General features: G+C 45.1%; 11 protein-coding genes. 1 reads left to right on the top strand and 10 read right to left on the bottom strand.

Going from position 1 to position 12,723, the window contains the following annotated elements:
* Positions 1-16 precede the first annotated feature (16 nt).
* From WC715_04165 to WC715_04130, 8 genes are all read right to left on the bottom strand, one after another.
* Positions 17-1,300, bottom strand: coding sequence for a sigma-70 family RNA polymerase sigma factor (locus tag WC715_04165; GenBank protein MFA6171615.1), 1,284 nt, complete (start codon positions 1,298-1,300; stop codon positions 17-19).
* Between the two features lie 4 nt (positions 1,301-1,304).
* The gene (gene dnaG, locus WC715_04160; protein MFA6171614.1) at positions 1,305-3,218 is read right to left on the bottom strand and encodes a DNA primase; all 1,914 of its coding nucleotides are present in this window, start codon (positions 3,216-3,218) and stop codon (positions 1,305-1,307) included.
* Between the two features lie 44 nt (positions 3,219-3,262).
* A complete protein-coding gene (locus tag WC715_04155) occupies positions 3,263-3,667 on the bottom strand; it encodes a hypothetical protein (protein MFA6171613.1) in 405 nt (134 codons plus the stop codon).
* Between the two features lie 106 nt (positions 3,668-3,773).
* Positions 3,774-5,462 carry an AMP-dependent synthetase/ligase gene (locus tag WC715_04150; protein MFA6171612.1) on the bottom strand — a complete coding sequence of 563 codons (1,689 nt, stop codon included), beginning with the start codon at positions 5,460-5,462 and terminating at the stop codon, positions 3,774-3,776.
* 62 nt (positions 5,463-5,524) lie between these two features.
* Entirely contained in the window at positions 5,525-6,727 is a 1,203-nt protein-coding gene (rseP, locus tag WC715_04145) for an RIP metalloprotease RseP (GenBank protein MFA6171611.1), read from the bottom strand.
* 92 nt (positions 6,728-6,819) lie between these two features.
* Entirely contained in the window at positions 6,820-7,374 is a 555-nt protein-coding gene (frr, locus tag WC715_04140) for a ribosome recycling factor (GenBank protein ID MFA6171610.1), read from the bottom strand.
* Between the two features lie 104 nt (positions 7,375-7,478).
* A complete protein-coding gene (locus WC715_04135) occupies positions 7,479-8,570 on the bottom strand; it encodes a YCF48-related protein (protein ID MFA6171609.1) in 1,092 nt (363 codons plus the stop codon).
* A 1-nt stretch (position 8,571) separates the two neighbouring features.
* Entirely contained in the window at positions 8,572-9,681 is a 1,110-nt protein-coding gene (locus WC715_04130; GenBank protein MFA6171608.1) for a hypothetical protein, read from the bottom strand.
* Between the two features lie 241 nt (positions 9,682-9,922).
* Here WC715_04130 and WC715_04125 point away from each other — a divergent pair, with 241 nt between their 5' ends.
* Positions 9,923-11,275 carry a sugar transferase gene (locus WC715_04125; GenBank protein ID MFA6171607.1) on the top strand — a complete coding sequence of 451 codons (1,353 nt, stop codon included), beginning with the start codon at positions 9,923-9,925 and terminating at the stop codon, positions 11,273-11,275.
* Between the two features lie 72 nt (positions 11,276-11,347).
* Here WC715_04125 and WC715_04120 read toward each other — a convergent pair whose 3' ends face one another.
* Both WC715_04120 and WC715_04115 read right to left on the bottom strand, forming a co-directional pair.
* The gene (locus tag WC715_04120) at positions 11,348-12,109 is read right to left on the bottom strand and encodes a TIM barrel protein (GenBank protein MFA6171606.1); all 762 of its coding nucleotides are present in this window, start codon (positions 12,107-12,109) and stop codon (positions 11,348-11,350) included.
* The gene (locus tag WC715_04115) at positions 12,106-12,723 is read right to left on the bottom strand and encodes a formyltransferase family protein (protein ID MFA6171605.1); all 618 of its coding nucleotides are present in this window, start codon (positions 12,721-12,723) and stop codon (positions 12,106-12,108) included. The genes WC715_04120 and WC715_04115 overlap by 4 nt, the downstream gene beginning before the upstream one ends.

Here is a 12,723-nt window from a genome sequence, read left to right as displayed (position 1 = left end):
AAAAAATATTTAATTTTTAAAAATCCTGAAGCTTCTTGATTTGGGCGTGGCGGCGGATGCGTTCTAGCGCCTTGGCTTCGATTTGGCGGATCCGTTCGCGGGTAACGTCAAACTCCTGTCCCACCTCTTCTAAAGTATGGGTAACGCCGTCAATTAAACCAAAGCGCATCTCCAAGATTTTTTGTTCGCGCGGTGACAAATCAGAGATCACCTGCTTTACGTAATCTTTTAAAAGACTCAAAGCGGCGGTCCGGTCCGGTGTAACATTTTTTACATCTTCGATAAAATCTTCCAGGGTAGAATCATCATCATCTTCGCCGACTGACGTTCCTAAAGACACTGTATCCTGGGAAATTTTAATAATATGGCGCACCTTGTCGATTTCCTCGCTCATCTCCGCGGCGATTTCCTCCGGTAATGGCTCGCGGCCCAGATCCTGAATCAGCTGGCGTTCGACTTGCTGGAAGCGGTTGATCGTTTCCACCATATGCACCGGGATGCGGATGGTTCGCGACTGGTCGGCTAATGCCCGGGTAATTGCCTGGCGAATCCACCAGGTAGCATAAGTTGAAAATTTGTAGCCTTTGCGGTATTCAAATTTTTCTACGGCGCGGAACAGGCCGATATTCCCTTCCTGGATTAGGTCTAAAAGCGAAAGCCCTTTAGCGCCGACAAACTTTTTCGCGATAGAAACGACTAAGCGCAAATTAGCTTCAATTAAGCGCCGCTCGGCTTCCTTCTCCCCTTTTTCCTTCCGCTTCGCCAGTTCAATTTCTTCTTCGGTAGTTAAGAGGGGCACTTTGCCGATTTCTTTTAAATACATCTGGATGGAATCAACGCTATGCAGGCCGGCCAGATCAACCCTTAATTTTTCTTCGGCTTTCAATTCTTTCTCGGTTTTCTTCGGTTCGATATTTAAAAATCCTCTCGGCGCCTCAACAATCCGGATGCCGTTTTTTTGGAGCTCTTCCAAAAAGACTTCAAAATCAAAAACATATTCTTCTACTTCGGGAAAAATATGCAAAAGCTCGGTTTCAGTAACAAATCCCCGGGTCCGCCCCTTATAAATTACATTCTTCATCTCGTCCGGATCGGAATATTTTATCGGCAAAACTTCAATCGGTTTCTTGCCCTTCGGCTTAATCCTTTTGGCCGGGAATTTTTTAATAATCCTTTTAGCCGGCCGGGAATTTTTTACCGCCCTGAAAGAGCCCCCTTTTTTTTGGGCTTTCTTGTTATTCAGAGCCTTCTTCTTGGGCTTTGAATTTTTTTTCTTATTATCTCTTTTCTTTTTTGGCATTTATTTAATCGATTTTCCTTTTTTCTTCGTTAAGGGATTTAAATTCGTTTAATAAAACGAGCATTTCTTTCTCTTTTCCTTCCTTTTGTTTGGGCGAAATTTCCGCTTCGGTTATGAGCTTTTTAATTTCTTTAAGCCGGCTGTCAAAATAGCTCCTTTTCAGTTCAAGTGAAATCTTCAATATTTCTTTTCTCGCTTCTTCGGTTTCTAAATTATAATAATCCCTTTCACCTAAAAGGGATAAATGGTCCAAACTTGCTGTTAAATCGTCTAATTCGCCCGTCTTTTCTCCTTCTTTTTGGTTCTTCAGCCAATTTTTAAAATCTTCGTAAAAAAATTTGCTCAATTCCGCTTTAGAAGTGGCGAATATCAATTCCTTTCCAATGTTATTATAATAAAAAATTAGATTAATGTAAATAGATTTCAAGGTTTCCCCAATACTGTCCGGGCTGATGTTGGCGATAGCGTATTCAAGGTTTCCCGGAAATTTCAAAAGGAGAGCGAGAAATAATTCCGAAAGCCGGTCCGCCCAGGTTAAATCGGCCGTTTTCTTATCAAACGCCTTTTTCTCCCGATTCCCCGCCCCGGCGGTTCCGCTTTGCCGGTACTCCGCTTTTTCTTCCTGTTTTCTCCGGCCGGCCTTAATTTTCATTAAGGTTTCTTTTAAGATATTTTCCGTAACATCGATTTTTTGGCTTAATTTTTTCAGCCACAAATCTTCCTCGATCCGGTTTCCCAGGCGGCCGACAATACCCAGTAATTTTCTCGCGGCTTCGCGCTTGTGGTCGACTTTCTCCAAATCCAATTTGGAAAAGGTCTGGTCGAAAAAATACTGCATTAATGGCTTGGTATTTTCAATCGCTTTTTTCCACTCGGCCGGATCCTGCCGGATGCACTCATCCGGGTCTTTCCCGAGCGGAACGCAAACGACCGAGATATTCATGCCGGCCGCCATCGCCCCGCGGGCTCCCCGCTCGGCCGCCATCTCGCCGGCCTGATCCATGTCAAAGCCCAGGGCTACATTGCCCGTATATCTCTTTAATAACGCTACTTGCTCGCTGGTCAAAGCCGTCCCGGAAGAGGCGATGGTGTTTAAAAATCCGGCCTGGTGGGCGGTGATAACATCCATCTGCCCTTCGACTACGACCGCCAGGCTCGCCTTCTTTATTTCCATTTTAGCTTTATCCAAGCCGAAAAGAACTTTTGACTTGTCGTAAACCAGAGTTTGAGGGCTGTTAATATACTTTCCCATTTTTTCGGTCTTTTCCTTTTCCGGCGAAACGCGCGCCGAAAAGCCTAAAACGTTTCCGTTAAAATCCCGGATCGGAAACATTATCCGGCCGCGGAAGCGGTCATAAAATCCCGAACCGTTTTCTTTCCGGGTCGCCATTCCGGCCAAAAAAATTTCGTTTTCGTCGTAGCCGTTTTTTTTCAAAAGGTTTATTACCCGGTCCCAGGAATCAGGGCTATAGCCGATTTTCCATTCGGCAATGGTTTTCTCGGAAAGCCCCCTTTTCTTTAAATATAAAGACGCCGGACGGGCCTCCTGACTTTCGTTTAAAACTTTATAGTAGAAGCTCGCGGACAGCTCGAGGATGTCTAAGATGCGGTTTCTTTTGGAGGTAATTTGCGAATCGACTTTTTTTAAAACCACTCCGGCCCGGGGCGCTAATTGGCGCAGAGTTTCAACGAATGAAAGCCCTTCCATTTCCATTACAAAGGACAAGACGTCGCCGCCTTTTCCGCACCCGAAGCAATGCCAAATCTGCTTTTCCGAGGAAACCATAAAGGAAGGCGTCTTTTCGTTATGAAACGGGCAATTGGCGCGAAAATTCATCCCGGCCGGACGAAGCTGGATGTATTCGCGGATGACGTCCACGATATCGAGTTTGGCTTTTATTTCATCTGACGGCTGCATAAATCATGTTTAGGCCACGGCATTTTACCAGGACTCATGGATGCTCAATTAAATATTTTCCTCCACCACCCCTCTTCCTTCTTATCATACGCGATTTTTTTATTTTCCGTTCCAGATCGCGAGGCTGTATCCGGAGCGCCGGTCATTTCTTGCCTCAAAAGGCCTTTAATCCGTTCCATTTCGCCCGCCACAATTGCTCCGCCATATTCGGCATTATGCATATGCGAACCAGAATAGCTGGCCTGCTTTTGGTCCAGGTGCAGGTTAAAGGACACACTGTCGCCTTCCCTCTCAACGTACATGTGAAGCCGGGGATAGAACCCGCTGCCTAACCGCCGGACAAAGCTTTGCTGGCCGCGCCTCCGGTCTTCAATGAACCCATACCCCGCCCGCCTTAAAAACTGTTCAGGATTTAGCGAAAGTTGGCTCTTTTTTATGATTAGTTTCATTATTTTTTATAAAGAAAAAACTATTCTTAATGTAATAGTATCATAGGTCAAAAAAAGAGTCTGGTCAAAATTGACAGACCCTGAACTTTTTGTCCTAACTGGAAAATCAGCTGTAAATTCTTTCTATCAATCTATGATATTTATGCTCAATAATGCTTCGGCGCACCTTAAGGGTCGGAGTTAATTCCTCTTCTTCAATCGTAAAAGGCTTTTCGATCATCTCGATTTTCCTAATCCTTTCGTGGGACATGAGCTGGTGGTTAATATGGTCAATTTCCTTCTCCATCACCGCTTTAACATCACAGCCTTCTCCGTATTTTTCACAAAGCTGTTTCTTGTCCGCCACCACCAAGCAGGCAAGGTAAGGTTTTTTGTGCCCGATTACCAGGCTCTGGGAAATTATCGGGCTTAGATTTATTATCGCTTCCACTTTTTCAGGCGAAATATTTTTTCCGTTGGAAGTTACGAGGATTTCTTTTTTCCTCCCGATGATTGTTAAAAAATTATCGCGGTCCAAAAAGCCTAAATCGCCGGTTCTAAACCAGCCTTCGGCGCTAAGCACTTCGTCCGTCAATTCTTTTTTATTCCAGTACCCTTTCATCACGTTTTTTCCTTTGACCAGAATCTCCTTGTCCGGGGCGATTTTTACCTCTACTCCGCTTGCCGGACGGCCGACCGTTCCGACCCGGATATCATTTACTGTATTCATGGCGATTATCGGCGAGGTTTCGGTCAACCCGTAGCCTTCGATTATCTTAATTCCGATTCTCCCGAAAAACTTAATTATCCTTTCGTTTATAGCCGCCCCGCCGGAAATCGAAAAACGCAGCCGGCCGCCGAATTTTTTTCTTATTTTTGAGTACATCAGCTTATCGGCGATTATTTTCACCCAGTTCGGCTGATCGCGCTTTAAGGAGCGGTAAAAAAACTTTTTTATAAATTTGTTTTTTTTCTCTATTTCGGAAACTATCTTCTCATAGCTATTTTCAAATATCTTCGGCACTCCGATTATTACCGTCGGTTTAGACTCGGCCAGGCTCCCCGCCAGCTCTTTGATGCTCGGAGCATAAGCGATCGACGCGCCGGTTAAAACCGGAACGTAATTTCCGGCCATCCGTTCCAAAACATGCGAAACCGGCAGTATCGACAAAAATACGTCTGAAGAAAATATTTTTATTTTTTCCAAAGCCGCCTCAATATTGGAAAGCAAATTCTCGTTGGTAAGCATCACCCCTTTGGGCTCGCCGGTAGTGCCGGAAGTATAGATGATACTCGCCAGCTCTTCCCGGGCAATTTCCCCTTGAGCCTCGTCTTTTAATAAATCGTCAAAATAGGCGAACTCCTTTCCCAATTCTTCCCTCCAGCCCTCTTCCCGGCTTACAACAATCACTTTCAATTTTTCGGCGGCTTCTTTTATCGCTTCAAAATTCTTTTTTATGCAAGTATTGGAAGCAATTAAAAAACCGCTCCCGGAGTCTTTTAAAATATACTCGATGAGCGGCTTATTTGAAGTCGTATGAATAGGTACGCTGACGGCGCCAAGGCGGTTTAGAGCTAAATCAGAGGCGAGCCAGTCGGGTCCGTTTTCGCACATTAGGGCAACCCGATCGCCCGGCTTAACCCCAAGCTGCCTTAACCCTTCTGACAGCCGGTCAACCCGGTTTAGGAAGCTTAAGTAATTCAGGGTGCGCCAATGCCTTTTTTTTTCGCTTTTTCCGGACAAAGCCCAATGCACAACCGGCCGGCGTTTGAATTTCCCGGCTATCTCCCTGAATTGTAGATAAATAGTCCGCATATATACATTCTATATCATTCTTACCCGCAAATCAATCATTTCTGACTAAAGTAAGCTTAAAATTATAGTCCCGTTACCCTTTGCCAAAGATGGATAAATTGGTCTTTAAAACCGGCTACATCCTGGAAAGTGATAAAGAGGACAAAAAGCATCAATATTACAAAACCAATATTGTGGATTATAGCTTCCAATTCCCTCTTGACCGGCTTGCCTTTTATTTTCTCAATAATAAGGAAAAGCACCCGGCCGCCGTCCAAAGCTGGAATGGGCAAAAAGTTAATGACCGCCAGATTAATTGAAAGCAGGGCCGTAAACTGCAATAGGTAAACAAATCCCATCCGGGCGACTTGCCCGGTTAATACCGCGATTCCCACCGGACCGGCGACATTTCCCGAAACCGCTTCATGCATCAAAAGCGATTTTATCAGGCCGTAGAAAGCGATGATGATGACGCCGATCAATTCGATAGCGCTTCTGGCTCCCTGATAAATCGCTTCGTACCAGGGGTAGCTGACGATACCGGTTTCGGCAATGCCGACGCCGATACCCGGCTTTCCGGTTTCCCCTAGAATTTTTGGGGTAACCCGCCGGTCAAAAATTTCTCCGCCGCGCTGGATTTTGTAATTCAGCGGTTTTCCCAGCCGTTCATTAACAAAGGCCTGCAAATCTTCGTAAACGGTAAATTTATTCCCTTCAACCGATAAAATAATATCGCCGACTTGCAGCGCCGCTTCTTCGGCCGGAGTCTTGGGCATGATTTCCACAATCTGGATTTTTTCGCCGGTAACAACGGCGCCCGAGCTTAATTTTTCTCCCAAAACCTGGGGTAAGCCGATCCCGTAACCGATAGAAAGAAGCACGGCGGCTAGAATGACGTTCATGATCACTCCGGCCGAGATGATTAGCACCCGTTGCCAGATTTTTTTGCTCCAAAAACTGTCTTCGCCGCCATCCAATTCCGGGACTTCCCCTAGAACCGAACCGTCCGAAGGCCCGAGTTCGCCTTTAATTTTTACGAAGCCTCCCAAGGGAATCCAGTTTAAAGAATAAACCGTATCCACCGCGTCGGTTACCGGCTTATTGCCAAAAACCTGTTTCCATTTGCCGCTTTTCGATTTATAGATTCCCCAGCCCCGCGGCGGAAAGCCGAAGCCGAATTCTTCAGCTTTAACCCCGAAGCGGCGGGCGACGATAAAGTGCCCGAACTCATGGACAAAAACCAGAACGCTCAATACTAAAATGAAAATAATTATCGTAAATAGCATATTTATTTTGATTATTAAATCGCCGGGTTATTTAGCTAAGGGCGGCGATTGGCTGATCCTCGCCCGGTCCGGCGAAAAACGGCGCGGCAGGCTTATATGGTCATGATGTCTTTTTCTTTTTCTTCCCGAATCTTTTTTATCTCTTCGTTATAATCGCGGACAATCTCATCCAGTTCGGCCACGAATTTAAAGCGTTCGTCTTCGGAGATTTCCTTTTTACCCAGCGCCCCTTCAATAGAATCTTTTATTTCTTCCCGGACTTTTTTTAAGGCGATGCGGGCTTTTTCCTGCTTTTCATTTAATTTCTTAACCAGGTCTTTGCGGTTCTCTTCAGTCATTAAAGGAATGCTGACCCGGATTTTGTCGCCTTCATTGACCACGCCGACGCCGAGGCTGGCTTCGACGATGGCTTTCTCCAGATCTTTTAAAACATTTTTGTCCCAAGGGGAAACGACCAAGCTTTTAGCGTCAGAAATTGTAATGCTTGCCAGCCCGGCAATCGGAGTTTTTACCCCGTAAGCCTCAACCACCACCGCGTCAAAAATTGAGGGGTTGGCCCGTCCGGTCCTTAAGTTGGAAATGTCCTTTTTGAAAAATTCGATAGCGCTCTTTAGATCGCCTTGCTTGGCCTGGATATGGTTGTTCATAATTGATATGGGCGAACCCCGTCTTCGCGGGGCAAGCGAATGAGATTATATCCCGGGATATAATCATAATAATTAATTATTAACCGACCATTAACATTATACCATTACTTCTTTTTCATTCCCAGATAGACGGTGTTCGGATTATCAGGATCAATTACGAGCTTCCAGCCCATGCGGCTTCCAGGCAGTTTTTTTGAAGACCAGTTTTCGCCGCCGTCAGTCGAGTGGTAGAAAGTAGTATTAGTGACGTAATATAATTCGCTTGATTTCGCCGGATTAACGGCGATGGCGTTAATGGTAGCGGCCTCCTTCGGCGTAATCAGTTTTATATTAGTCCAGTTATCGCCATTGTCGGTTGATTTTAACAGGCCGTAATGATTGGCCAAAAACACTGTACCGGAGTCGGAACGGCTAAAAGACAAGTCCCTAAACTGATTATTGTCCTGGAATTCCTTTAACCGGCTGTTTAAGTTTTCCCAGCTTTCACCATAGTCCTTTGACCGGAAAAGGCCGTTGCTGGCTGTACCGGCAAAAATAATATTCGGGCTCTGGGGGCTGATAACGATTTTTAAAATATTCTTTTCCAGCCGGCCGGCGGTCCGCCAGGTTTTTCCCGCGTCAGCACTCTTAATTACCTCTCCGCGGCTGGTTGCGATAAAAATCTGGGCGCTTTGGCCGGGATTTACCGCTACCGAGCTCACCTGGATGCTCGGGTCATTATCAAAATAGGCCTGATCCCAAAAACGGCCGCAGTCAGTGGATTTATATAGCTGATTTTGAGTGGCGGCGTAAAGGACGCACTTAGAGTTTGGATCAACGGCTAATGAATTAACCTTAATTTTACCTAGCCGGCCTGAAGCCTGCCAAGTTTCGCCCTGGTCATAAGTATAATAAAGGCCGTTTTCCAAACTGCCGAGGTAAAGGGTCAAAGGGTCGCTGGGATCCATTTCCAAGGTATTGACGTCAAGTCCCCGGATGTTTAAGGCTTTGCCGGCTAAGCTGGCAAAAAGGGTCTTTTGGGCCCAGGTATTGCCTTTGTTGGCCGATTTAAAAACTCCGCCGTCATTATCAGGCGTAAGCCCTTGGGCATTATAAACAACGGAACAGCCGGAAAGAGACATTGCCATTCCCGATAATACCAAAAGCATAGCCCCTCTTTTTATTATTGTATTGTATTTTCTCGCTTCCAATTTCATATTAAATATTGATAACGATTTCTTCCAGGACAAGCTTTGGATTAACGTTAGCGTTTATATATTCCCGCCCTCTTTTTATCTGGGCCAGAAGTTTTGTTAATTTTAATAAGTCTAAATGCTTTCTCGCCGCCCGGATTTCGTCGATTAAGGCTTCGTGCTGGATTAAGTCGCTTAAGCCGCGCTCCTCTAAAATCAAATCGCGCGCCAGGCCCTGCCAGATATCGAGAATCCGTTCGGCAGACTTAACCAAATCTTGGCCGGTTTCTTTCTTTTTAAAGCAGCCGTCAACTTCCCGGAGGCGTTCGTTTAAATCGGCCGGCAAGATTCTTAAAAACGAACCGGCGACTTTCAAATATTCATCCTGAAAATTTTTTCCTTCAAGGAATTTTAAGGCCAAGGCCGGACGGCCTAAGGACAGCCGGGAAAGATTTTTCGCCTGGCTTCTTCCGATGCCCCGCTCTTTGATCAGGTAGTCATGAATCAGGCTGGCTTTCACCGGAGAAAAATTAAGAACCTGGCATCGGGAGATTATGGTCGGCAAAATTTTATCCAGATCCGCCGCCGTAAGAATAATTACGACTTTTTTCTTCGGCTCTTCCAAAATTTTCAAAAGGGCGTTTGAAGCTTCCTGGCTCAAATAATCCGCGTCCTTTATTATTCCTACTTTGTAGTTGCCTAAAAATGACCCAAGGCTCATCCTTCTTATAAACTCCCGGATTTGCCCGATGGAGATATTCTTTTTCTCCGGATCTTTTTTTATAATAAGCAAATCTCCGTGCCGGCCGGACAGGTCGATTTTCTCTTTTTCCCGGACTTCGCCCTTCCTCCCGTCTTGCCCGGATTTTCCCCTGCCCTCGGAGCGGGGGGTGATATCCATTTTTTTGCAGGACGGGCAAATCTCGCAGGGCAGTTTGGCATTCGGTTTGGAAACATTTTCGCAAAGTAAAACTTTGGCGAAAAATTTGGCGGCCGTGGTTTTCCCTAAATCGCCCGGGCCGGAAAAGATATAAGCGCCGGAAAGGCTTCCTTTTAGGAGGCTTTTTAAAAGAAAATTTCCGACCTTTTCATTGCCCACCAGGGGCCAATTTGTTGCGTCTTTTGTTTTTGGCATAAATTCAGTGTAGCATCCGACCCGCCGTTTTTCAATTCATTTTTAGCAGGACTAAAAGGTTTTGCCTTAAATTTTTGCTTTTTTTAAGCGAACACATTACACCCCAGTCTCTTGGGATATAAACACTCTACTTTAAAATATTTTAAGAAATAAGTCAAGAGCTAAAGACCGCCTTTTTAGCCCTGGCTGGCAGGCGCCAAATATCCTTGATTTTTAGCCAAAAACATGGTAATTTAAGGGCATGAATACTCGTTTTAAAAAATTTGTCCTCCTTTTCGGCGACATCCTGTTTCTTTATCTGGCCCTGTATCTAGCCTTGGGTCTGCGGTATTTGGCGCTCCCGACCGAGAACATCTGGCAAGCCCACTTCGCCCCTTTTAGCTTTATGTTTTTTGGCTGGGTGCTGATTTTTTACATCTCCGGACTTTATGACTTATACGCCGCCGTGAACAGCGCCCAGCTTTACCGGAAAATGTTCCAGAGCCTTGGAATTGCTTCCCTCCTCTCTGTCGGATTCTTTTATGCCATGCCGGCCGTCGGAATTTCTCCCAAAAGAAATCTCCTTCTTTTTATCGTTATCTATGTCCTGGTCTTTATTCTTTGGCGCCGGATTTATAATTGGCTTTTAAAATCCCAATTGCCGAAAAATAATCTGGCTTTAATCGGCTTATCAAATCAGGCCAAGGAATTAATCGGACTGTTTTCCGCCCGGCCGCAACTTGGCTTTGAAATAAAATTTATTGTCGACGGAGGCGCGGGACAGCCCGGCATCCCCTCTTTAAAAGACATCACCCAGCTGAAAAGCGCGGCGCTGGATTACAAAATTTCCACTTTGATTTTTGCATCCAATCCTTATGAGTCCGATGGCCTGCGGGCGGCGCTTTTTGACTGCCTGCCCTTAAATATTAAATACGTAAGCCTTGCTAATTTTTACGAACAGCTTACCGGCAAAGTCCCGCTGGAGGAAATCAGCCAAATGTGGTTTTTAGAAAATTTAAGCGAAGGCAGAAAAAATTGGTTTGACTGGCAAAAAAGGGCTTATGACATGCTTCTGGCGCTTGCCATCTTAATCGCCACTCTTCCTTTTTGGCTTTTAATCGCCATAATCATCAAACTAGAAAGCCGGGGGCCGGTTTTTATCCGGATGCCCAGAGCCGGAAAAAACGGTAAAGAATTCCGAATGCTTAAATTCCGTTCCATGATCGAAGAAGGCAATGACCGCTCGCCTACCAAAGCTGACGACCCGCGGGTGACCCGGTTCGGAAGGTTCATGCGAAAAACTCGGATTGACGAAATTCCCCAGGCGATTAACATCCTTTGGGGCGAGATGAGTTTTGTCGGCCCCCGCCCCGAACGGCCGGAATTAATTTCGGAGCTCGAAAAAAAGATTCCTTTTTACCGGGAACGGATGCTGGTTAAGCCCGGGGTTACCGGCTGGGACCAGATTTCCGGCGAATACCATTCGCCTTCTTACGAGGATAGCTTAAAAAAACTCCAATATGATCTCTTCTATATAAAAAACAAGTCCATCTATTTGGACCTGTCCATTCTTCTAAAAACCATCGCTACGGTCTTATCCCGCGGCGGGCGGTAATGGCTCGGGACCTATCTAGGCCGCGGGTTAAACATTTCTGCCGCAATAAAGTTTTTTTATAATTTTTTTGCCCTAAATATCTCTAAAATACTCAATATTCTTTAAATCATTTTTAAGGCTGGCTCCGACTTTGGGCACTTCGAATACTAAAAAGACTTCTTTATTTTCCGCCTCTTTTTCCAGGGTTGATTTTACCCAGGCTAAATCAAAATCGGCTTCCCAAAGATTTAAATGCTCGTCCTTTTTTGATTTAATATTGACGCCGCTGATATGAAAATACGCGGGCTTTAATTCCAGCGCCAAGTCATCAATGAATTTCTTATAATCAATATTCTGGCGGTTGGCGCTTACAATCGCGTGGGGGATATCCAGGCAAAAATTTATCTCTTTTTCTTCCTTTATCCACTTTAACTCATCCAAGGAATAGCCGAAAAAATTCTGCCCGTCCAGAGAAACTTTCGGCATATTCTCAATTATCAGCCTTTGGTCGTATAGCCTATCCAGGTTAGCTGAAAATTTCTCCTTATTGCCGCGCACGCCTGGGTGAAGGATGATATAGGGCGACTCGAAATAATCGGCCAAGGGCAAAATCTTATCCTTATAGATCTCCAGCATTCCCTCGTTTAACGACATTAAATCAAACCCGTGGTCGTAATGGGTGGCATGGATTGTAACCATTTTTCCCCGGAAAATTTTAAATCTCGACCAATCTTTTGAATCGGGATGGTAATATAATTCTAAAAAATCAACCCTGCCAAGGTCTAATAACTCCTTGGCTTCGGATATTACTTCTCCCTGGTTAGTTGTCCAAAGTTTTAAACCGCGTTTGATCATTTTATTTGATTAGCGTCAAAACGAGGCTGATACGTAGCCTGGGACGCGTCTTGGGGCGTAGCGCTCGTATTCCCGCTTTTTAATTTTCTTACAGTCTGCCGGCTGGTTTTGGCCGCTAAAATCGCTAATTTTTCGAATAAGCCATTCTTGGTCTCGCCTTCCTCTATTAAAAGCTCGTTTTGTATTAAGATATCTCCCTCGTCCAGCCCTTTAGTAAGCCAGTGGGCGGTTATTCCGGTTTTTTTTTCTTTATTGAAAATTACCCAGTCAATCGGCGTCGGGCCTCGGTATTTAGGAAGAAGAGAAGGGTGAAAATTAACGCAAAAAGGCACTAGCTTGATAATTTCTTCCGGAATCACCCGGTGAAAAGACGCAACCAGCAAAAGTTCAGGCGAGTAGCCGCTAATCACTTTTTTTACGTCTTCCCAGTTAAAATCATCAACGGCCTTTATACCTAACTCTTCGGCGTATTGGGAAATATTTTTTTCTTCATAAAAAGGAAAAGGCCCGGCTTCAGGACGGGTATACAAATATTTTAGTTCACAGTCTTCGGCTAATAACGCGTCAATCACTTTATTGCCAAAACCGGTTAGAGCGAATAAGAGTACCCTCAT

This window comes from Patescibacteria group bacterium (assembly GCA_041661505.1).
GTDB lineage: Bacteria > Patescibacteriota > Patescibacteriia > Patescibacteriales > JBAZCA01 > JBAZCA01.
This window is presented reverse-complemented; position numbering and strand designations above follow the sequence as displayed.

Excerpts from the sequence above, each read along its gene's own strand:
- WC715_04165 (MFA6171615.1), bottom strand. The coding sequence starts at position 1,300 with ATGCCAAAAAAGAAAAGAGATAATAAGAAAAAAAATTCAAAGCCCAAG.
- dnaG (MFA6171614.1), bottom strand. The coding sequence starts at position 3,218 with ATGCAGCCGTCAGATGAAATAAAAGCCAAACTCGATATCGTGGACGTC.
- WC715_04155 (MFA6171613.1), bottom strand. The coding sequence starts at position 3,667 with ATGAAACTAATCATAAAAAAGAGCCAACTTTCGCTAAATCCTGAACAG.
- WC715_04150 (MFA6171612.1), bottom strand. The coding sequence starts at position 5,462 with ATGCGGACTATTTATCTACAATTCAGGGAGATAGCCGGGAAATTCAAA.
- rseP (MFA6171611.1), bottom strand. The coding sequence starts at position 6,727 with ATGCTATTTACGATAATTATTTTCATTTTAGTATTGAGCGTTCTGGTT.
- frr (MFA6171610.1), bottom strand. The coding sequence starts at position 7,374 with ATGAACAACCATATCCAGGCCAAGCAAGGCGATCTAAAGAGCGCTATC.
- WC715_04135 (MFA6171609.1), bottom strand. The coding sequence starts at position 8,570 with ATGAAATTGGAAGCGAGAAAATACAATACAATAATAAAAAGAGGGGCT.
- WC715_04130 (MFA6171608.1), bottom strand. The coding sequence starts at position 9,681 with ATGCCAAAAACAAAAGACGCAACAAATTGGCCCCTGGTGGGCAATGAA.
- WC715_04125 (MFA6171607.1), top strand. The coding sequence starts at position 9,923 with ATGAATACTCGTTTTAAAAAATTTGTCCTCCTTTTCGGCGACATCCTG.
- WC715_04120 (MFA6171606.1), bottom strand. The coding sequence starts at position 12,109 with ATGATCAAACGCGGTTTAAAACTTTGGACAACTAACCAGGGAGAAGTA.
- WC715_04115 (MFA6171605.1), bottom strand. The coding sequence starts at position 12,723 with ATGAGGGTACTCTTATTCGCTCTAACCGGTTTTGGCAATAAAGTGATT.